The organism is Massilia orientalis, from assembly GCF_030411975.2.
Lineage (GTDB): Bacteria > Pseudomonadota > Gammaproteobacteria > Burkholderiales > Burkholderiaceae_D > Telluria > Telluria orientalis.
In genome coordinates this window covers 198,865-219,370 of sequence record NZ_JASNRB020000006.1, presented here as the reverse complement: position 1 = coordinate 219,370, position 20,506 = coordinate 198,865, and the positions used below count along the sequence as shown (strand labels likewise).

Here is a 20,506-nt window from a genome sequence, read left to right as displayed (position 1 = left end):
GTGACGGTGGAAGACGCGTCCAACCTGCTGGGCCAGGCCGTCCGCCTGCACCAGCAGGGCCGGCTCGAGCAGGCGCAGGCCCTGTACCGGCGCGTGCTGGAGCTCGACCCGCGCCAGTTCGACGCGCTGCACCTGCTGGGCGTGATCGAGCGCCAGCGCGGGCATCCCGGCCGTGCCGTGGAACTGATCGAGGAAGCGCTGCGGATCGACCCGCAGCAGGCGCGCGCCCATTGCAACCTGGGCGCCGCGCTGCAGGACCTCGGCCGCACCGATGCCGCGCTCGCCAACTACGAAGCGGCGCTGCGCCTCGATCCGGGCTATGCGCTCGCCTGGGACAACCGCGGCAACACGCTGCGCCGGCTCGGCCGCCTGGCCGACGCGCTGGACAGCTACGAACGCGCCCTCGGCATCGCCCCGGCGCTGGCCGACGCATGGTGCCACCGCGCCATCGCACTGCACGACCTGGGACGCCATGCGGATGCCGTCGCGAGCGCCGAACAAGCGCTCGCCATGCGGCCCGCGTATGCGGACGCCTTCGTCGCGCTGGGCCACGCACTGCAGGCGCTGGACCGCCACGCGGACAGCGTCGATGCGTACGACAGCGCGCTCGCGCTGGCCCCGCAGGCCGACACCTGGTGCGCGCGCGGCGCGGCGCTGAAGAAATCGGGCGACCTTGCGGCCGCCCTGCACAGCTACGAACGGGCGCTGGCCGTGCGGCCCGACTACGCGCTGGCCGAGCACTATCGGGCGAACACGCTGCGCGGACTGGGGCAGCGCGACGCGGCCGTGGCGTCGTACCGGCGCGCGCTCGACCTGGGCGCGGATGCGGACGAGATCCGGTTTTCACTGGCGGCGCTGGGCGAGGCGGAGCAGCCGGATGCGGCGCCGGCCGACTACGTGAAACACCTGTTCGACCAGTACGCGGGCCGGTTCGACCGCCACCTCGTCGACGTCCTCGGCTACCGCACGCCGGCGCTGCTGGACGCCCTGCTCCGTCCGCACCTGGCGGCGCCGCCGCTGGATGCCGCGCTGGACCTCGGCTGCGGCACGGGACTGTGCGCGACTTTCCTGCGTCCGCTGGCGCGCCACGTCACCGGCGTCGACCTGTCGCAGCGCATGCTGGACAAGGCGGCGGAACTGGACCTGTACGATGACCTGGCCTGTGCCGACATCGCCGACTGGCTGGCGGAGCGTCCCGCCTCGTGCGACCTCGCCGTCGCGGCCGACGTGCTGGTGTACCTCGGCGACCTCGCGCCGCTGTTCGCGCGGGTGCGGCGCGCGCTGCGTCCGGGCGGCCTGTTCGCGTTGTCGTGCGAAGCGCTCGGCGAGGACGATCGCGGTTTCGCGCTCCAGCCGTCGAACCGGTTCGCGCATGCGCTCGATTACGTGCGGCGGACCGCGCAGGCGGCCGGCTTCGAGGTCCTCGCGGCGGCGCACGCGGTATTGCGCGAGGATCACGGCCGCGGCATCGCCGGCCACCTCGTGCTGCTGCGCGCGGCGTAATCAGGCGGCCGCCACGCCCGGGCCGCTGTCGCTCGCGCCCAGCCGCACCACGCCGTCCACGCGCACCGGCGTCCGAATCAGGCGACGGAGAGTGCGACCATCCCGATCTCGCCCAGCCGCACCGGCACCGCTCCGCGCGCGACCATGCGGTCGAGCGCGCGGCGGCCGTCGCCCGGGTTCACGTCGACGGCGCGCATCGCTTCCGGCACGAGAAGCGTATCGAAGCCTTCTTCCAGCGCATCCGTGACGGTGTTCAGCACGCAGTAATCGGTGGCGAGACCCACCACCGTCACGCGCTCCACACCGCGCGCGCGCAGCTGCGCCGCGAGGTCGGTGCCGCCGAACGCGGAATAGGCGTCCACGGCCGCCGTGTCGGCTTTCGAAATCACGATGGCATCGTCGGGCAGCGCCAGCTCGGCCGCGAATGCGGCGCCCGGCGTGCCGGCCACGCAATGCGGCGGCCACGGTCCGCCCTGCGCCGCGAACGAGCAATGGTCCTGCGGGTGCCAGTCGCGCGACGCGAAGATCGGCAGGCCTTGTGCCTGGTACAGCTCGATCAGGTGGTTGATCGGCGCGACCACTTCATGGCCGCCCGCCACGCCGAGCGCCCCGCCGGGCAGGAAGTCGACCTGCATGTCGATGATCAGCAGGGCATCCTGCTTGTCGAGGTGGATGGCACTCATTCGTCTCTCCTGGAAGCGGTCGCGGACCGCGATGCCTTATTGTCGCGCAAACTCAATGGCGCGTCTCGCGGGCAGCAATGGCGGCGGCATGGGCCGGATCGGGATCGTGCCCGCCGTGCCGGTCGAGGATCGCGGCGGCCCGCTCGGCCAGCGCGGCGTCGGCGGCGTTCACGGTGACCTGGCAGTCGCGCACGTCGTCCTGCGCCAGCGGCGCGTACGTGTGCGAATAGGCCGCCTTGCCCGTCACCGCGGGCGAATCGCCGACGGTGAAATTGCCCTGCACGGGGCCGGTCTCGTCGATGCGGACGTCGATCGCGACGTCGTCGGCCGCGATGCCCGCGGCCAGCAGTTCGGCGCGCGCCTGTTCGGCGGCCGTCACGTGCTTGAAGGTGCGTACGATGGGTTGCTGCATGGCGTCCTCCCGCAATGGTTCACTTTGCAATCACCGTACCAGAATCCCGCGCCGCGCGGCGCCCGCCGCTCCTCCATTTCCCGCGCGCTATTTTCCACCAGTGCGGCATCGTTCTGCCGATTTAGTACAATCAGGCAACACCCAGCCGTTGCACCGTGCGTCATGACTTTTCAACAACACCATCCCAAGAGAACAACAAAATGAAAATTTCTGCCCGGATCGCTTCCTCCCGCCCCCTCGCCACCACCGCCATGCACGGCCGCGTGGAAACGTTGCGCAGCCAGGGCGAGTCCGTGATCGACTTCTCGATCGCCATTTCGCACTTTCCCGCGCCGCGGCCGGTACTGGACGCGGTGGCGGCGGCGATCGAGCGCGAGCGGATCATGCCGTACACGAGCGTGGTCGGCGCACTGGACGTGCGGACGCGGCTGGCGGCCAAGCTGAAAAAGGAAAACAACATCGACGCGGGCGCGGACGAGATCATCGTCACCAACGGCGCCAAGCAGGGGTTGTACGAAGCGCTGTATGCGTTGAGCGATCCGTACGACACCGTCCTGATCTTCAAGCCCCACTGGCCGGCATACGTTGCTACGTCACAACTGTTGGGCCTGCGGACTATCCTGGCCGATCTCCCTGAGGAAATCACGCCGGCACTGCTGGATGGCCTCGGCAAGCCGGACATCGTCATCATCAATAACCCGCACAATCCCACCGGCAAGGTGTACACTCGCCGGGAACTGGAACACCTTCGAGCATGGGTGGAGCGCATCGGGGCCCGGGTGATCGTCGACGAAAGCTACGAACACCTGATCTTCGAAGGCGGACACACCAGCCTGGCGGCCTTGTGCGACTGGCGGGACATCGGCGTGGTAACGCTGTTTTCGGCCTCGCAGAGCTACGCCATGATGGGCTGGCGGGTCGGCTTCGCGCTGGCGCCCGCCGAAGTGGTCAACGCGATGCAGACGCTGCAAGGCCCGATCACGGCGGCCGCCGGGCATTTGTCGCAAGTGGCGCTGGAGGTCGCATTCGCGACCGGCGCGCCGCGCGCGATGATGGCGGACTACCGTGACCGGCGCGACCTGGCGGTGCGGCTGTTTGCCGAGGTCCCCTGGATCGTCATGCACGCGCCGACCTCCGGTCCGTACCTGTGGGGAGACGTGCGCAGCCTGACGCTGGACACGGTCGGCTTTGCCGAAGCGCTGCTCGAGGAACAGAGAGTGGCGGTCATGCCGGGCGAGGCGCTGGGCGTGCCCGGCTACATCCGGCTCGGCTATATTTCGGACGACGTGGCGACCTTGCGCGAAGGCATCCGCAGGATCATCGAATTTGGGAATGCGTTTGTTGCCCACAAGGCGGCAGATAGAAGATAGACAAATGACATCTGGCTTGAGCCGCTTCCGGCTGAACAGCCTGCGCAGCCGGCTCATGTTGCTGGTCGCGCTGGCGATCACGCCGCTCGCGGTGATGACGATCCTGTCCGGGATCCGCGAACGCGAACATGCCATCAAGGCATCGGAAGAAAACCTGCGCCGCCTGACGGGCATGGCGGCCGCCAACGAGGCCCAGTCGATCGAGGGTGCGCGCCAGATCCTCGTCGACCTGGCCAGCGTCCCGGACCTGATGGGCGACACGGCGAAATGCACGTCGCTGCTGTCCGACGTCCTCGACCGCAACGAGGGCTTCGTCAACTTCGGCCTCATCCAGCTCAACGGCGATGTCACCTGCAGCGCCGTCCCCCTGCTCCACCCCGTCAACCTGGGCGACCGCAGCCACTTCCGCCGCGCCATCTCCGAACGCCGGTTCATTGCCGGCGACTACGTGTTCGGCCGCGTCATCAAGAAGCACACGATCAACCTCACCTATCCCGTCATCGACCGCGGCGGGAAAGTCCTGGCCGTCGTGTTCGCGGCGATGGACCTGGAAGGCCTCGACACCTTCATCAACGACATCAACCTGCCGCCCGGCTCCGTGCTGGCGACGGCCGATGCGCGCGGCACCATCATCTCGCGCCGCCCCGATCCGGAACGCTTCTTCGGCACCAGGCTGTCGCCGGCGATGCAGGAAGCGTTGAACACGGCCGGCCAGCGCGCCGTGACGGTCCGCGGCGACGACGGCATCGAGCGCCTGCACACGTTCGCGCGCGTGGGCGCGCCCGCGCTGACCGACTACACGGTCACGATCGGCATCCCCACCGAGACGATCCTGTCGGCCGCGCGCCACGACCAGATCATGTCCCTGCTGGGCCTCGCGGCGACCACGCTGCTCGCCATGCTGGCCGCGTGGCTCGTGGGCGACGTGCTGATCGTCCAGCGCGTGCGCAAGCTGATGGGCACCGCCGAGCGCATCGCCGCCGGCGACCTCGAAGCCCGCTCCGGCATCGCCTACGGCCACGAAGAGATCGGCAACCTGGCCCAGGCGCTGGACCGCATGGCGGCCGCGCTGCAGAAGAAAGAGACGGCCCGCTCGCTGGCCGAGCGCGAACTGCGCGCCGCCGACCAGCGCAAGGACGAATTCCTCGCGATGCTCGCGCACGAGCTGCGCAACCCGCTGGCGCCGATCAGCACGGGCGCGCACCTGCTCAAGCTGCTGCATTCCGATAATGCCCAGATCACCCAGACCTGTTCCATCATCGTGCGCCAGGTCGACCACATGACGAGCCTCGTCGACGACCTGCTCGACGTGTCGCGCGTGACGCGCGGCCTCGTGTCGCTGGCGACGCAGGTGCTGGACTTCAAGCGCGTCGTCGACGACGCGGCCGAACAGATCCGCCCGCTGATCGCGGCGCGGCGCCACCGCGTCGTGATCGAGCTGCCGCCCGCGCCCGCGTACGTCAAGGGCGACCACAAGCGGCTCGTGCAGGTATGCGCGAACCTGCTCAACAACGCGACCAAGTACACGCCGGAAGGCGGTACCATCCACCTGCGCGTGGACGCGGACGGCAACGACTACGTGCTGACCGTGGCCGACGACGGCATCGGCATGGAGCCCGCCCTCGTCGAACGCGTGTTCGACCTGTTCACCCAGGCCGAGCGCACGCCGGACCGCTCGCAGGGCGGCCTCGGTCTCGGCCTCGCCCTCGTGAAAAGCCTCGTGGAACTGCACGGCGGCGAAGTGAAGGCCTACAGCGCGGGCCTCGGCAAGGGCTCGACGTTCACGGTACGCCTGCCCCGCTACACGCAGGACGTCGTGCTGGCGCCGGCGCCCGTCGTCGGCGAAGAACACCACGACGGCGGCGTGCCGCTGCGCATCCTCCTCGTGGACGACAACGTCGACGCCGTCCACACCTTGCAGCTGTTCCTGCGCTCCGGCGGGCACCGCGTGGAAGTCGCGTACTCCGCCACGGACGCGCTGGAACTGGCGAAATCCTTCGTGCCGGAAGTCTGCCTGCTCGACATCGGCCTGCCCGACTTCGACGGCAACGAACTGTCGCGGCGCCTGCGCATGCTGCCGCAGGCGGCCGGTGCCACGCTGATCGCGATGACGGGCTACGGCCGCCAGCAGGACCGCGACACGTCGATGGCGGCCGGGTTCGACCACTACCTCGTCAAGCCGGTGAATACGATGCAGCTGGCGGATATCCTGGCTGCGGCCGCCGAGGCGAACATCCGGCGTTAACGCGTCTGCGTATCGCGTTGATGGACTGGAGAGCCCATCTTACGATGCTGCAAAACTATCGCCACGCGGTTTCTCTCAACATCTGCGGATACTGATCTCGCATAAATGTACTCGTGCCTTCCGGTCGAGAATCACGGATGGGCAACCGAGGAGAGAAACATGGCAGCTGATGTCTATTTGCAAATTGATGGCGTCAACGGGGAATCGAACGACGACAGCATCGGGATCGAGATCGTTGGTGCCGTGGTAGCCGGCAAAAGCCGGAACCCGGCCGAGCAGGGAGTCTACGAAACGGTGAATGAACGGCAAAACGCGTCGCTTCAGTGGCTGATCGCCGAGCTCACCTCGACTTTCGGCGTGCCGATGAGTGAAATCTTCCGGCACCCGGTCGTCTCCCGCAAGAACCCGACGGAAGCCGAAAGCGCATCATGGTAGTCGCTGCACTCCTCTTGGCCGTGACGGCAAGCGCGTCCGTAGCAATGGACGATGGTTCTGGTACCGAACCAATAATGCGCAAGACACATCTTCCGCCGATCAGCACAGTCACCAGTCGGAACAGCGGCGCGATCTCTCCAGCGGCAGGTGAACCTGCGGCGCAATGCTCTGGTTTCAAGCTCAGCGATCAGGAAATCCGCGAGTACATCGGCAAAGCGGCCGAAGTCTCAGAACACGATTACTTTCATATGCTCGACTGGTCGCCCTGCCATGCGAGCGGAGAAGTCACCTTCAAGAACGGCGTCAGGGGTATCTGGGCAATCCAGCAGTATCGTGCCGGCTCGCTTAAACTGGGCAACGGTCAAACCTTATACCTGTATTGTCCGCGCTGCCGGGCCGACGCTTTCCCGCCTGCCGATGAATAATCAGGCCACGGCGGGTTGGTTGAACGTGTAGGCACGCGCAACCGTACCGTGTTTCATCCGCACCATCCCTTATCATCGACCGTGAAAGGAGATGATATGGAGACCGTCGAAGTCATCCTGGCGATGCTGCTCGCCGTGATCGCGAGCGGCTACGTGGCGCGCGTGCTGCCCATCGCCCTGCCCCTGCCACTGATCCAGATCGCCGCGGGCGCCGTCATCTCGGGCGTTTTCCGCCATGGCATCGCGCTGGAGCCGGACATCTTTTTCCTGCTCTTCCTGCCCCCGCTGCTGTTCGTGGACGGCTGGCGCATACCCAAGATCGGCCTGTTCCGCGACAAGGCGACGATCCTGGAACTCGCGCTGGGCCTCGTGCTGTTCACCGTCGTCGGCGCCGGCTACCTGCTGCACTGGATGATCCCCGCGATGCCGCTGGCGGTGGCCTTCGCGCTGGCGGCCATCGTGGCGCCGACGGACCCGGTCGCCGTCTCGTCGATCACGGCGCGCGTGCCGATGCCGCCGCGCCTCATGCACATCGTCGAGGGCGAGAGCCTGCTCAACGATGCGAGTGGCCTCGTGTGCTTCCGCTTCGCCGTCGCCGCGGCCGTGACCGGACACTTCTCGCTCGCGCGGGCGAGCCTGACATTTCTGTGGGTGGCGCTGGCGGGCATCGCGGCCGGCATCGCGATCACGTTCGCCATCACGCGGGCGCACGGCATCCTGCAGCGCCGCTTCGGCGAAGAGGATGGCGTCCCGGTGCTGATCAACCTCCTGACGCCATTCGGCGCCTACCTCGTGGCCGAACGCCTTGAGGCATCGGGCATCCTCGCGGCCGTGGCGGCCGGCATCACGATGAGCTACCTGGAATTGTCGGGCGGGGCAACGCCGGGCACGCGCATCCGCCGCAACGTCATCTGGGATGCGCTGCAATTCACGTTGAACGGCACCATGTTCGTGCTGCTGGGCGAACAACTGCCGGACATCGTGCGCGGCGCGCTGCACCCGGCCGGCGGCACGCCGTACGATCTGTGGTGGCTCGTCGGCCGCGCGCTCGCGTTCAGCCTGGGGCTGGTGCTGCTGCGCTTCGCGTGGGTGTGGATTTCGCTGCAGCTGACGATCCTGAACCGCAAGCGCCTGGGCCGCCAGGTCTTCAAGCCGAAACTGCGCGTGATGCTGGCCACGTCGGTGGCGGGCGTGCGCGGCGCCCTGACGATGGCCGGCGTGCTGACCCTGCCGCTCGCGCTGCCGAACGGCGATCCGTTCCCCGCGCGTCACCTGGCGATCTTCCTGGCCAGCAGCGTGATCGTGGTGTCGCTGCTGCTCGCCAGCGCCGCGCTGCCCGCCCTGCTGCGCGGCCTGGAGATGCCGGCCGAGCCGGACGCGAAGTGCAGCGAGGACGACGCGCGCCACGCGGCCACGCTGGCGGCCATCGCCGCGCTGGAACGGGCGGAGAAGGAGGACGGCGAGGACGGCAGCCGGGCCGTGGCCCACGTGCTGCGGCTGTACCGGCACCGCCTGAACGCGACCGACGCCGTGGGCGGCAATGGCGACGCGCAGGCGCTCAGGCGCACGGAGCGCAGCTACCGGCTGCTCGCGCTGAACGCGGAGCGCGACACGGTGCTGCGCCTCGCGCGCCGCACGGACATCTCGGACGAGACGGCGCGCCGGTTGCTGCGCCAGATCGACTTGCTCGAAGCGCGTTATCAGAAAAACTGAGCATCAAAACTGAGCAGCAGGACTGAGCAGCGAGGCTAGCCGCGGCTGCTCTTCAGCCAGTCGCGCCCCCGCTCGTCGAGCGCTTTCGCGATGACGTCGGGCGGCAGGCTGTACACGGTGGCCCACGTGGCGCGGCCGTCCGGCGCGTTGGAAGGAAAACTCGTCGTCTCGATCGGCCAGTGGTACTTGCGCTTGAGCGCGCGGACGATGGCGGCCAGCGTTACGCGGCCGCGCAGCGGCTCGGCGCCCGCCTGGTCGGCGTTGGACAGGAGGACGGCGAGGACGAGGCCGCGCGCGGTGCGCGGCCCGGGGAAGATGGGCGTTTTGCTCGGCATGGCGCCATTCTAACGGGCCTGCGCTACGTTAGTTCCCGAACGGTGCGCGCCCGGCGCCGGCGTAGACTGGGGCCAGCCCACCTTGCGAGTCCCCGATGAAGAGCGCAGACCAGATACCTTCCGACCCGGTGCCGAACACCGATCCGCCTGCCGCCGCCAGGGCCGCGGGCCTGCGCTACGTCCACGACGACCGCCCGGGTATCTTGCGCGAGCCGGTCAAGGACGGCTTTCGCTACCTCGACGCGAAGGGCGAACCGGTCGAGGACGAGCCCACCCTCAAGCGCATCAAGTCGCTGGCGATCCCGCCCGCGTGGACGGACGTGTGGATCTGCCCGCAGGCCAACGGCCACCTGCAGGCGACGGGCCGCGACGCGCGCGGGCGCAAGCAGTACCGCTACCACCCGAAATGGCGCGAGGTGCGCGACGAGGTCAAGTACGAACGGATGATCAAGTTCGGCAAGGCGCTGCCGCAGATCCGCAAGGAAGTCGACCGCGCGCTGGCCCTCCCCGGCCTGCCGCGCGAAAAAGTCCTCGCGACGATCGTCTACCTGCTGGAAGCGACGATGATGCGCATCGGTAACGACGAATACGCCCGCGAGAACAAGTCGTACGGCCTGACCACGCTGCGCAACCGCCACGTCAGGATCGACGGCAGCGAAGTCGAGTTCCGCTTCCGCGGCAAGAGCGGTGTGTATCACGACGTCAAGGTGCACGACCGGCGCCTCGCCCGCATCATCCAGCGCACGCGCGACCTGCCGGGCCAGGACCTGTTCCAGTACCTCGACGAAGACGGCGAAACGCACACGGTGGGATCGAGCGACGTGAACGACTACCTGCGTACGATCACCGGCGAGGATTACACGGCGAAGGATTTCCGCACGTGGTCCGGGACCGTCCTCGCCGCGATGGCGCTGCAGGAATTCGAAGCCGTCGATTCCGACACGCAGGCGAAGAAGAACGTCGTGCGCGCCATCGAATCCGTCGCGGAACGGCTGGGCAATACGCCGTCCGTCTGCCGCAAGTGCTACGTGCACCCGGCCGTGCTGGACGCCTACCTGGACGGCACCATGCTCGAAGGCCTGCGCGCCCGCGCCGAGGAAAGCCTCGTCGAAGACCTGAAGGACCTGCAGCCCGAAGAAGCGGCCGTGCTCGCGATGCTGGAACGGCGCCTCGCGCAGGAGACGGCCGCCAACGACCTGGCCGTGAAGCGGCGCGCCGCGTGAATCCAACCAACGAAAGGAACCCCATGAGCAACATCGAACTCGTCGCCGATTTCGGCCACCAGGTGACGGGTGTGACCGTCGCCGAGGACGGCCGCATCTTCGTCAACTTCCCCCGCTGGACCGAGGACACCGAGGTGTCCGTCGCCGAATTGAAGGATGGCGGGGTGCGGCCGTATCCGGACGAAGCGTGGAACGGCTGGCGCAACGCGAAGAAGGACGAGGTGACGCCGCACGACCACTGGGTGTGCGTGCAGAGCGTCGTCGCCGACCGGCGCGGCAGCCTGTGGGTGCTCGACCCGGCCGCGCCGGCGCAGGCGCACCTGGTGGCCGGCGGCGCGAAGCTCGTGCGCATCGACCTCGCGACCGACAAGGTGACGCAGACGATCGCGTTCGACGAGGACGCCGCGCCGCAAGGCTCCTACCTGAACGACGTGCGCTTCTCGAACGACGGCAAGGTCGCGTACATCACCGATTCCGGCGTGCGGGGCGCGCTGCTCGTCGTCGACATCGCGTCCGGCAAGACGGTGCGCGTGCTGGACGGCCACCCGTCCACGCAGATGAAAAAAGGCTTGAACGTGACGGCTGACGGCAAGGTCCTGCGCCGCCCGGATGGCCGCGGCGTGGAATTCTCGGCGGACGGCATCGAGCTGTCCGGCGACGGCAAGTACCTGTACTGGCAGGCGATCAAGGGCGACGAGTTGTATCGCATCCCGACCGCCGCCCTCACCGGCGCCGGCTTGCTGGGCGAGGACATCGGCGGACAGGTCGAATCGTACGGGAAGAACGGGGTCAACGACGGCCTCCTCATCGCGCGCGGCACGGAGCTCATGTACCTGACGTCCGTGCAGGACGATGCGATCAAGGTGCGCGACCTGTCCGAAGGCCCGTCGGCGCAGGCGCGCATCGTCGTGCAGGACGAGCGGCTGCGCTGGCCGGATACGTTCAGCCAGGGGCCGGACGGGACGATCTACGTGACCACGTCGCACATCCAGGATTCCGCGTTCTTCAAGCCGGAGGCGCCGGCGGCGTTGCCGACCCAGTTGTGGAAATTGACCGGGTCCGCTACGTAACCACGTCGTCCCCGCGAAGGCGGGGACCCAATGTTGCAAGCGTTACCCCAGTGCGTACAAATTAGGTTCCCGCCTGCGCGGGAACGACGGTCTATGGTGTGTCGGCCAGACCAAACGCCCGCTCCCGCAACCACCCCCGCACAATCCGGAACCGCCACGTCCGCTCCACCGGCGGCATGCGCTCCGGCGCCGCCGCTTCCCAGTCCACCTCGACGACGCCCTGCAGCTGCAGCACGTCGCCGGTCGCGAAATCGGCCACCACGATCGCCGCGCGCGGCTCCACCAGAAAATTGCCGAGCGTGTTGAAGTACCGGTTGCCCGCGTAATCCGGCACGACCAGCACGTCGCCATCCAGCCGCGCGAAGCCGGCCGGGCCGCCGCGGTGCGACATGTCCAGGCCCGCGGCACCGTCCTGCGCATCGGCGCCGCTGGCGCTGGCCACGAACAGCGTGGGCGTCTGCGCCAGCATCGCGCGCGCCCGTGCCGGCAGGTCGGCATCGAATGCCGTCACCGGGCCGGCCGTGCGCTCGACCGGCTGTAGCGCGCGGACGTGGATGTAGCGCGGGCAGTTCCCGAACGACTGCGCGACGTCGACCGCGAATCCGGCGGCGCCCAGTGCCGCGACGACGCCGTTCAGCCGGTTGCGCCGGCGCGTGCCCAGGTCGATGCCGAGCATGCCGACCCGTGCACCGGCCGCCAGCCGCGCCCGCACGGGATCGTCGGGCGACGGCAGCGCGGCCACGTCGAGGCGCGCCGGGTCGGGCGAGCTGGCGAATCCGGGCGGCCCCTGCACGAGGGTAGCGAGCGGCCAGCCTTCGTCGTCCGCGACGGCCAGGGCCACGAACGGCAGCAGCGGGAAGAAGGTCCGGTGCTGGTCCGGCATGCGGTTGCGGATCGGCGCGTTGAACGGGTCGACGCCGGCCAGCGCCTGCGCGCTCAACTCGCCTTTGTGGAACGGCAGCGGGATACGGTCGCCATCCATGATCGCCTCACTCCCCCGGCATCGCGACGAAGCCCGGCAGCGCTTCCACGCGGGCGATCCAGGCGCGCACCCGCGCATACGGATCGAGCGCGATGCCGCCTTCCGGCGCGTGCGCGACATAGCTGTAGCACGCGACGTCCGCGATCGTGGGCGCGGCGCCGGCGAGCCAGTCGCGCGCGGCCAGCTCGCCTTCCATCAGGCCCAGCACGCGGGCGGCCAGCGCCTGCGACAGCGGGGCCGGCACGCCGGTGTCGTAGAACCGGGCGGACACGCGCGCGGCGGCCGGGCCGAACATGATCTCGCCCGCCGCCTGCGACAACCAGCGCTGTACGCGGGCCGCGCCGACGGGGTCTTCCGGCAGCCAGGCGCTGCCCGGCGCGTAACGCTTCGCGAGGTAGACGAGGATGGCGTTGCTGTCGGCCAGCACCACGTCGCCATCCTGCAGCACCGGGATCTGGCCCAGCGGATTCATGGCGCGGAACGCGGCGGAGTTGCGCACGTCGGCCGGGCTGTCGGCGAATTCGTAGGTCAGGTCGAGCAGGTGCAGGAACAGCCGGGCGCGGTGCGCGTGGCCGGACAGGCGAGTGCCGTGGAGGATGCGGGTCATGGTCGTCTCTCTGGTGATTGTCGGTCCATGCATCGTAGTGCCGGATCATTCATACCGGAATCCGGCATAATGGCAATTCAGTATTCCACCTCTCGCAATAATCATGGACCGACTCGACGAGCTGCACGTGTTCATCGCCATCCTCGACGCGGGCAGCATGGCGTCCGCCGCGCGCAAGCTGGGCCGCTCGCCCGCGGCCGTCACGCGCATCCTGGGGACGCTGGAAAACCGCGCCGGCGCCCGGCTGTTCGAACGCAGCACGCGCCGCCTCACGCCGACGGAAACGGGCCTGCGCCTCGCGGAACAGGCGCGCCGCCTGCTGGCGGACTACGACGCCGCGCTGCAGCCGCCCGGCGCCGGCACCCCGCGCGGCCTGCTGCGGCTCACGGCGCCCACCGTGTTCGGCCGGCGCCACGTGGCGCCGGTCGTCACGCGCTTCCTCGCGCTGCATCCGGACATCCAGGTCGACCTGACGCTGTCCGACCGCAATGTCGACCTGATCGAGGAAGGGATCGACGCCGCGCTGCGCATCGGCGCGCTGGCCAACCTGAGCCTCGTCGCGCGCCGGCTGGGCGAGGTGCGGCGCGTGACGGTAGCGAGCCCCGCCTACCTCGACCGGCGCGGCATTCCCCTCGTCCCGGCCGACCTCGCGGGCCACGAATTGATCATGTCGACGGCCGTGCGCAGCGTGGCCGAATGGCGCTTCCGCGCGGACGGCCGCGAGCACGTGGTGCGCTACAGCCCGCGCCTGCGCATGAACGACACGGAAGCCATGCTGGCGGCCGCGCGCGACGGCTTCGGCATCGCGCGGGCGCTGTCGTACCAGGTCGAACCGGACCTGCGGACCGGCCTGCTGCGCCGCCTGCTCGTGGCGTACGAGCCGGAACCGGCCCCGGTGCACCTCGTCATGCCCAGCAGCCGCCACATGGCGCCGCGCCTGCGCGCGTTCGTCGACTTCGCGGTGCGGGAATTCGCGGCGCTGGACGTGATCCGCTGATTGGCCTGAGCGAAGGCCGCTGCCTGTCACGCTGCACGACTTACTTGCCGGCTTCCCAAGTCGCCGCGACCTCGACACGGCGGTTGGGCTCAAGACAGTGGATCCGTTTTTTCTCGGCACCTCGACCTGGACAATTCAGGTCGGCCACCTTCGGCTGCAATGGGCCGACGCCTTTGATATCGATGTCCAGTTGCTTGATGACGTGCGGTGGTTTTTGCAGATACGACTGCAGGTAATTTGCCACGGTGAAGGCGCGCATTTGCGACAGCTGCAAGTTGTAATACGGCGTACCGATCGAATCGGTATGGCCGATCACCTTGAGCGTCATCGTCGATGCGTCCGTCGCGGCCAAATCCTTGGCGAATTTCTGCAATAACGCGTTCCCATCCGGCTTCAAGACATACTTATCGAATTCGAACAACTCGGTCTTGAGCGACTGCTGCGCGGTCCGCTCTTTTGGTTCGGGTGGCGGCGCAGGACGCACCGGCGGCGCTGCAGGCGGTGCCGCAGGCGGGGCTGCGCAGACGGACACCCCGGTGCCGAGCCCATTCACGATGCCGCTCTTGCGGAAACGTCGCACGGTCGTGTCCACCCGCATCCCGAGGATTTCCTTGGACGGTAAATAGACGTCAAGCACCCACTTGCTGGCGTCGACTTCTTTTTTGTCCTCTTCCTTTTGAGAAGCACCACCGGCGTTTTTTGCGGAAGACGCAGCACCTGGCCCGGGCTTCCCGGCCGCCGGTTTTTTGCCTGGATAAGACACGAGCAGATAGCTTTCTGTACCAATCCGCGACAGGACATGCACATTGCAGAGTTTGTTCATGCCATCGCTCTGCTTGACACAAAGCTTTTCGCCGGCGTTCTCGATGATCTGGCACGCTGTGTTTGTCACCGTCATTTCAGCTGCGCGGAAATTGCCATATTTCGTCGTCATGGCCGTCAGCGCAAAAAAGAGGACAGGGTTGTTCAAGAAAAAGGAGACGATGACTGGCGCCGCAAACGCGGTCAGGCACGAAAATACGCGATGCTTCGGGTTGAGATCCGGAATACGCCACGCGCTGACGAGGTAGATGCCAATCACGTGAAGTATCATGCCGCTCCATGCGAGGCCGACGAAGAGACTGGTAAGGGAGATGTCCGCAGGATTATCCGCGTATGGCGAATCGCGCAGCATGTTGAACAGGATTGCCATCGAAACCAACTCCATGGCCGCGACGCAAGTCATCATGAAGATGAACGAAACACGCGACCAGGTCAACGATCCGGTTTTTTCCGGTTTCGCTGAGTCCTGGTCGAGAGCCGGTTCAGGCTTCGTAAGCGATACGCCGCCTTCTGCCGTGATGCCCTTATCCGGCGTCGTGGGCGCATCGCCATTCGTTTTCCCCGCGCCGAAAAGCTTCTTCAGGAAGTGCCCAATGACAATCCATGCAGTCGTCACGACAGGCAGGGCGGGCAGCAGCAGCCAACTCGGCATCTTGTTGTCGACGACAATGAAGAATATTCCGCAAACCGTCAGGAAAATAGCGAATGCCAGGAAGAAGCATTCGAAAATCCGCTTTCGCAACCCGCCGCTATCCTTCTGCTCATGTCCGAGGTGCTCATCCAATCCCCAGGTCCCGATGACATAGGCCGGTGCAAACAGACTGAGACTGAAGACGACCAAGGTACACAATGCCGTGTAGGCAGCAGCAAATACCGTACTCGCCAACGACTTGAGGTCAAAGCTCGGGAAATACTCGATATGAAAGTGGTAGGCAAAAATGACTAACACACCATATAGCGTGGCTAACGCCGCACCGGACTGAAAAGGATTTTTCTTTATGTAGGCGAGCAGCCAGACTTCTTCAGGAACGCTCTTCTTGGCGGTATGCTTTCGCGAAAAATGTCGGATGCGAGGCGGAGCAGGTTCGTGCGGACTCATGAGAATGGATGGCGTCCAGCCGCCGGACCGTTGGCGGCTTGGACATGAAATTTAGATAAGCAAATTTTATCATTATTTCAATATAACAACATTCTCAATTGCAACAAATCCCACCGTTGTGAATTATTAAGCTCAGAACATCAACCGCCCTTCGATCGAATCGTCGAGCGTTTTGCCGACGAGCGCCCCCACCGTCATCTTGGCGCCCGCGACGAGGTTGCCGTGCTTGTTGTCCCAGTAGTAACCGGATTGCGGCGTGAACCTGATGACGCTGATGCGCGGGTCGTCCTCCCCTTCCGTGAACCACGTCTTCAGCATCGGATTCCACAGGTCGTGGATGCGGGCGCGGTCTTCCAGGATCTCGGCGCGGCCTTCCAGTTCCAGGAAGCCCGCGTGCGCATCGCGCTGGAAGTACAGCTTGACGGCCGGGTTGGCCGCGAGCTCGTGGTTCTTGTGGCTGTCGTTCGCGCTCAGGAACCACAGGTTGCCGGCGTCGTCCGCCTTGCGCACGCTCATCGGGCGCACGCCGTTCGTCGAGCCGGTGCTGCCCGCCGTGCAGAAGAAGCAGGTGTCCGCGTCAATCGTCATGTCCTTCACACGCTTGATCGCTTCGCTGCCGCTCAGGTCGCGGCGATTCGTTTCGGCCTGGTTGCGGTTGATCGAGTCCATGGTCCCCTCCATCGGCCGGGATGGCCGTGTCGTCGCGCATGATCCGGTCCGCCGGCCGCGGCGTCTGTGCGCGGCCGCACAAGCCTCGTTATACTGGACGGCTCGACATCGACAGGGGATACGCATGACGCAGAAGATCATCGGTATGCTGGGCGGGATGAGCTGGAAAAGCTCGGCCGAATACTATCGCCTCGTCAACGAGGGCGTGCGCGACCGTCTCGGCGGCCTGCACGCCGCGCGCTGCCTCATGTGGTCGTTCGACTTCGACGACATCGCCGTCCTGCAGCGCGAAGACCGGTGGGACGACGCGGCCGAACAGATGATCGAGGCGGCACGGCGGCTGCAGCGCGGCGGCGCCGACTTCCTCGTCATCTGCACGAACACGATGCACAAGGCGGCGCCGCAGATCGAGGCCGCCGTGGACTTGCCCCTGCTGCACATCGCCGACCCGACGGCCGCGCGCATCAAGGCTGCCGGCTACAAGCGCATCGGCCTGCTGGGCACCGCCTTCACGATGGAACAGGATTTTTATAAAGGCCGGCTGGCCGACAAGCACGGCCTGGACGTGCTCGTGCCCGATGCGGACGATCGCGCCACGGTCCACCGCATCATCTACGAGGAGCTCGTGCAGGGACGCGTCGAAGCGGCGTCGCGCGAGGCCTACCGCGGCGTGATCCGGCGCCTCGTCGCGGCCGGCGCGGAAGCGATCATCCTCGGCTGCACGGAGATCATGCTGCTCGTCGGGCCCGGGGACAGCCCCGTGCCGCTGTACGACACGACGGGGCTGCATGCCGAGGCGGCCGTCGCGCTGGCGCTGGGGTGACCGTCACCCGGCCGGCGCGATGTTGTGATTGAAGCGGAACAGGTTGTCCGGATCGTAGCGCCGCTTCACCTGCACGAGCCGGTCCCAGTTCGTGCCGTACGCCTCGTGGATGCGCGCGCCCTCGTCCTGCGTCAGGAAATTGATGTAGACACTGCCGGCCGCATACGGCGTCACGGCCGCGAAGAACTCCCGTGCCCAAGCCACGCAGCGCGCGTCGTCGGCGGCGTCGAGCCAGCGCCCGTGCACGTTCATCGCATACATCACATTGCGGTGCGGGTACGCGGTGGCATCGACGGCCGGCTCGTTCGCGCGGCCGCCGATGAGGCCCAGGAAGATCTCGCACTGCGGCGTCGGCACGGCGGCGGCATAGCGCAGCACGAGGTCGACGGCCTCGTCGGACAGCGTGGTGAAGTTGTGCGACTTCCAGTAATTGCGCGCGCCCGGCGCCAGCAACGGGTCGAACGTCTTCTGCCACGCCGCGTACGGGACGGCGCCCACGTGTTCGCCCAGCACGTCGCCGAACGACCGCACGGGCGCCAGCACCGGCTCCGCTTCCTCCGGCGGGCGTGTCGAGAACACGGCCAGCGCGACGATGTCCTGGCCGTGCACGGCCTGCGGCAGGAACGGCAGCGGCGGCGCCTTGCGTAATACGGCCCAGATCGAGACGTCGTTCGGCAGCGTGTCCACGTAGTCGCGGTAGCGGCGCAGCACCGCTTGCCCCTGCGCGGCCGGGAACACGACCAGCCCGGCCGTGACGAGCGGCCCGACGGCATGCAGCGCGAATTCGAAGCGCGTGACCACGCCGAAGTTGCCGCCGCCGCCGCGGATCGCCCAGAACAAATCCGGCTCCTGGCGCGGTCCGATGTGGCGCCGACGCGCGTCCGCCGTGACGATCTCGGCGCCCACGAGGCTGTCCACCGTGAGCCCCAGCATGCGCGACAGCCAGCCGAAGCCGCCGCCCAATGTCAGACCCGCCGCGCCCGTCGTCGAATTGATGCCGAGCGGGACGGCGAGGCCGCAGGCCTGCGTCTCGTGGTCGACGTCGGCCAGCAGCGCACCGCCGTCGACGTACGCGAGGCAGGCGTCCGGGTCGACGTGGACACTGCGCATGCCCGCCAGGTCGATCACGAGCCCGTCGTCGCAGATCGCGTTGCCGGCGATGTTGTGGCCGCCGCCGCGCACGGCCAGCGGCAGGCCGTGGTCGCGCGCGAACGCGACGGCCGTGCACACGTCGGCCGTGCCGGCGCAGCGCGCGATCAGCGCCGGGCGGCGGTCGATCATCGCGTTCCAGATCTGCCGCGCGCCATCGTAGTCGGGGTCGCCCGGCCGCAGCAGCGGCCCCCGCAAGGCGGCCCGCAAGCCGTCGACTGTTTCCTCTTTCAATGCAGCCATGATGTCGCCTCCGCGCATACGCCGTCCTTGCAGCATAGTCGACCGTGCGAAGGTTACAAGCGGGGCCGACTATCGTCCTGGTCGTTTTGTACTGGTTTTGTCGTACATAAACAGGAGGTTTGCCTAGCGATTCCGTGACACTCGACTGATGCCTGAATCTTTCCGGGCCGATAGACTTTTCTCCAAGCATTGACACTGAACAACCACTCAACTGATCTGAGTCAAGCAGGGAGTAAGAAAATGAACAATGAACTCGGCGCCTTTTTCGCACTTGCCATCATGCTCGTCACGGACCCGCGCAACGTCGCGCTGTTCGTCCTGCTCGTGGCCGCCGCCGTCGCCGACGTGCGGCACCAGCGGATCCCGAACCGGCTGACGCTGGGCGGCCTCGCGTTCGGCCTCGCCTACAGCACCGTCGAGCCGTTCTGGGGCGGACACGGATTCCTGTGGTCCCTGGCCGGGGCCGGCGTCGGCTTTGCCGTGCTCTTCCCGCTGTGGCTGCTGCACCTGACGGGCGCGGGCGACGTCAAGCTGATGGCGATGGCCGGCTCCCTGCTGGGCCTGCACGCGGTCCCGCTGGCCCTGGTCGGCACCTTCGCCGCCGGCGGCGTGTGCACCATCCTGTATGCCCTCCGCCACGGCACCCTGCGCGTCATGCTGGGCAACGTCATGCGGATCCTGCACCTGGGCGGCATCGCGGTCACGGCCGGCCTGCCCGTCCGCATCGCGACGACGGACCCGGGTTCCGTCGGCAGGCTGCCGTACGCCGTTCCCATCGCGCTGGGCACCATCACGACGACGGTCGCCGCGCACTTCGGTTTCCTCTGACAACTCCGGTGACATCATGAAAAACGTCAAGGCATTCGCCCTGCTGCTGGTTGCGGCCGTCCTCGGCCTCGTGGCCGCCATTTACGCCAACAACTGGGTCGGCCAGCACAACAAGGTCGCGGCCAACAAGGTCGTCGTCGCCACCGTCGACATCCCGGCCGGCAGCCGGCTCGAACCGGAAATGCTGACGACGATCGACTGGCCCGCCACCGCGCTGCCGACCGGCGCGGTCGCCGATCCCGCCGCGCTGAAGAGCCGCGTCGTCAAGCAGGACGTCGTCCGCGGCGAGGCCGTCATCGACGGCAAGCTGGCCCCGGTCGGCACGATGGGCGGCCTGTCCGCCGTCATCGCCGAGGGCAAGCGGGCGATGACGGTGCGCGTCAACGACGTCGTCGGCGTGGCCGGCTTCGCCCTCCCCGGCAACTACGTCGACATCCTCGTCCACGCCCAGCGCGACGAGGGCAAGGGCGAGACGAAACCGATCAGCAAGACGGTGCTCGAACATGTGCTCGTGCTGGCCGTGGCGCAGGAAGCCGGCCGCGACGACACCAAGCCGAAGGTCGTCAACGCCGTCACGCTCGAGCTCTCTCTGGCCGACTCGGAAAAACTCGACCTGGCCCGCAGCATCGGCACCCTGTCGCTCGCCCTGCGCAACCAGTCGGACGAAGCGACCGTCAGCACCGCCGGCATCACCCGCACCGAACTGCTGGGCGAACCGAAAGTCTTCAAGGCCGCGGCGCCGGTCCGCGTGACGCCGCCCCGGCCGCGCCCCGCCGCGCCCCGCCACTGCATCGAAGTCATCGAGATGCCGGACGGTTCGACCAGGCAGAGCTGCTTCAACTAGCACCCACGCCAACCGGACAGGAGTCAATC

General features: G+C 67.4%; 20 protein-coding genes. 12 read left to right on the top strand and 8 right to left on the bottom strand.

The window, feature by feature from the left end; translation table 11 throughout:
• Positions 1-1,503 carry a tetratricopeptide repeat protein gene (locus QPK29_RS11530; protein ID WP_371768348.1) on the top strand — a complete coding sequence of 501 codons (1,503 nt, stop codon included), beginning with the start codon at positions 1-3 and terminating at the stop codon, positions 1,501-1,503.
• Positions 1,504-1,580: 77 nt separating this feature from the next.
• Here QPK29_RS11530 and QPK29_RS11525 read toward each other — a convergent pair whose 3' ends face one another.
• Positions 1,581-2,186: an isochorismatase family protein gene (locus tag QPK29_RS11525; protein ID WP_056135522.1), complete on the bottom strand. Its 606-nt coding sequence runs from the start codon at positions 2,184-2,186 to the stop codon at positions 1,581-1,583.
• A gap of 52 nt (positions 2,187-2,238) precedes the next feature.
• Entirely contained in the window at positions 2,239-2,598 is a 360-nt protein-coding gene (locus QPK29_RS11520; protein WP_371768347.1) for a hypothetical protein, read from the bottom strand.
• Positions 2,599-2,798: 200 nt separating this feature from the next.
• Between QPK29_RS11520 and QPK29_RS11515 the strand changes: the two genes are divergently transcribed.
• The 5 genes from QPK29_RS11515 to QPK29_RS11495 all read left to right on the top strand — a co-directional run bounded on the left by QPK29_RS11515 (position 2,799) and on the right by QPK29_RS11495 (position 8,786).
• A complete protein-coding gene (locus tag QPK29_RS11515) occupies positions 2,799-3,968 on the top strand; it encodes a pyridoxal phosphate-dependent aminotransferase (protein ID WP_371768346.1) in 1,170 nt (389 codons plus the stop codon).
• 4 nt (positions 3,969-3,972) lie between these two features.
• On the top strand, positions 3,973-6,213 hold the full coding sequence (locus QPK29_RS11510) for a hybrid sensor histidine kinase/response regulator (protein WP_056135530.1): 2,241 nt from the start codon (positions 3,973-3,975) through the stop codon (positions 6,211-6,213).
• 105 nt (positions 6,214-6,318) lie between these two features.
• Complete coding sequence (locus QPK29_RS11505; protein WP_371768345.1) at positions 6,319-6,648, top strand: peptidoglycan recognition protein family protein; 330 nt, start codon at positions 6,319-6,321, stop codon at positions 6,646-6,648.
• Positions 6,649-6,722: 74 nt separating this feature from the next.
• The gene (locus QPK29_RS11500; RefSeq protein WP_371768344.1) at positions 6,723-7,073 is read left to right on the top strand and encodes a hypothetical protein; all 351 of its coding nucleotides are present in this window, start codon (positions 6,723-6,725) and stop codon (positions 7,071-7,073) included.
• A 96-nt stretch (positions 7,074-7,169) separates the two neighbouring features.
• A complete protein-coding gene (locus tag QPK29_RS11495; protein ID WP_371768343.1) occupies positions 7,170-8,786 on the top strand; it encodes a Na+/H+ antiporter in 1,617 nt (538 codons plus the stop codon).
• Between the two features lie 35 nt (positions 8,787-8,821).
• Here QPK29_RS11495 and QPK29_RS11490 read toward each other — a convergent pair whose 3' ends face one another.
• Entirely contained in the window at positions 8,822-9,121 is a 300-nt protein-coding gene (locus tag QPK29_RS11490) for a hypothetical protein (protein WP_056135542.1), read from the bottom strand.
• Positions 9,122-9,216: 95 nt separating this feature from the next.
• On the opposite strand from QPK29_RS11490, the gene QPK29_RS11485 reads away from it, so the two are divergent.
• Positions 9,217-10,344 (top strand): DNA topoisomerase IB, encoded by a 1,128-nt coding sequence (locus tag QPK29_RS11485; RefSeq protein WP_056329431.1) that lies wholly within the window; start codon positions 9,217-9,219, stop codon positions 10,342-10,344.
• A 23-nt stretch (positions 10,345-10,367) separates the two neighbouring features.
• The gene (locus QPK29_RS11480; protein ID WP_371768342.1) at positions 10,368-11,414 is read left to right on the top strand and encodes an L-dopachrome tautomerase-related protein; all 1,047 of its coding nucleotides are present in this window, start codon (positions 10,368-10,370) and stop codon (positions 11,412-11,414) included.
• Positions 11,415-11,505: 91 nt separating this feature from the next.
• On the opposite strand, the gene QPK29_RS11475 is transcribed toward QPK29_RS11480, so the two are convergent.
• On the bottom strand, positions 11,506-12,396 hold the full coding sequence (locus QPK29_RS11475; protein WP_371768341.1) for a pyridoxamine 5'-phosphate oxidase family protein: 891 nt from the start codon (positions 12,394-12,396) through the stop codon (positions 11,506-11,508).
• 7 nt (positions 12,397-12,403) lie between these two features.
• Entirely contained in the window at positions 12,404-13,003 is a 600-nt protein-coding gene (locus tag QPK29_RS11470; RefSeq protein WP_056135554.1) for a glutathione S-transferase family protein, read from the bottom strand.
• Positions 13,004-13,106: 103 nt separating this feature from the next.
• Here QPK29_RS11470 and QPK29_RS11465 point away from each other — a divergent pair, with 103 nt between their 5' ends.
• Positions 13,107-14,000, top strand: a complete 894-nt coding sequence (locus QPK29_RS11465; RefSeq protein ID WP_371768340.1) for a LysR family transcriptional regulator — start codon at positions 13,107-13,109, stop codon at positions 13,998-14,000.
• Positions 14,001-14,040: 40 nt separating this feature from the next.
• On the opposite strand, the gene QPK29_RS11460 is transcribed toward QPK29_RS11465, so the two are convergent.
• Both QPK29_RS11460 and QPK29_RS11455 read right to left on the bottom strand, forming a co-directional pair.
• Positions 14,041-15,921, bottom strand: a complete 1,881-nt coding sequence (locus QPK29_RS11460; RefSeq protein WP_371768339.1) for an OmpA family protein — start codon at positions 15,919-15,921, stop codon at positions 14,041-14,043.
• Positions 15,922-16,053: 132 nt separating this feature from the next.
• Positions 16,054-16,590 (bottom strand): pyridoxamine 5'-phosphate oxidase family protein, encoded by a 537-nt coding sequence (locus QPK29_RS11455; RefSeq protein WP_371768338.1) that lies wholly within the window; start codon positions 16,588-16,590, stop codon positions 16,054-16,056.
• A gap of 124 nt (positions 16,591-16,714) precedes the next feature.
• On the opposite strand from QPK29_RS11455, the gene QPK29_RS11450 reads away from it, so the two are divergent.
• Positions 16,715-17,413, top strand: coding sequence for an aspartate/glutamate racemase family protein (locus tag QPK29_RS11450; protein WP_371768337.1), 699 nt, complete (start codon positions 16,715-16,717; stop codon positions 17,411-17,413).
• Between the two features lie 3 nt (positions 17,414-17,416).
• Here the strand turns inward: QPK29_RS11450 and QPK29_RS11445 are convergent, their stop codons facing one another.
• Positions 17,417-18,805 (bottom strand): FAD-binding oxidoreductase, encoded by a 1,389-nt coding sequence (locus tag QPK29_RS11445; protein ID WP_371768336.1) that lies wholly within the window; start codon positions 18,803-18,805, stop codon positions 17,417-17,419.
• Between the two features lie 240 nt (positions 18,806-19,045).
• Here QPK29_RS11445 and QPK29_RS11440 point away from each other — a divergent pair, with 240 nt between their 5' ends.
• A complete protein-coding gene (locus QPK29_RS11440; protein WP_371768335.1) occupies positions 19,046-19,633 on the top strand; it encodes an A24 family peptidase in 588 nt (195 codons plus the stop codon).
• Positions 19,634-19,649: 16 nt separating this feature from the next.
• Positions 19,650-20,477, top strand: a complete 828-nt coding sequence (gene cpaB, locus QPK29_RS11435; RefSeq protein ID WP_371768334.1) for a Flp pilus assembly protein CpaB — start codon at positions 19,650-19,652, stop codon at positions 20,475-20,477.
• The last annotated feature ends 29 nt before the right edge of the window (positions 20,478-20,506 follow it).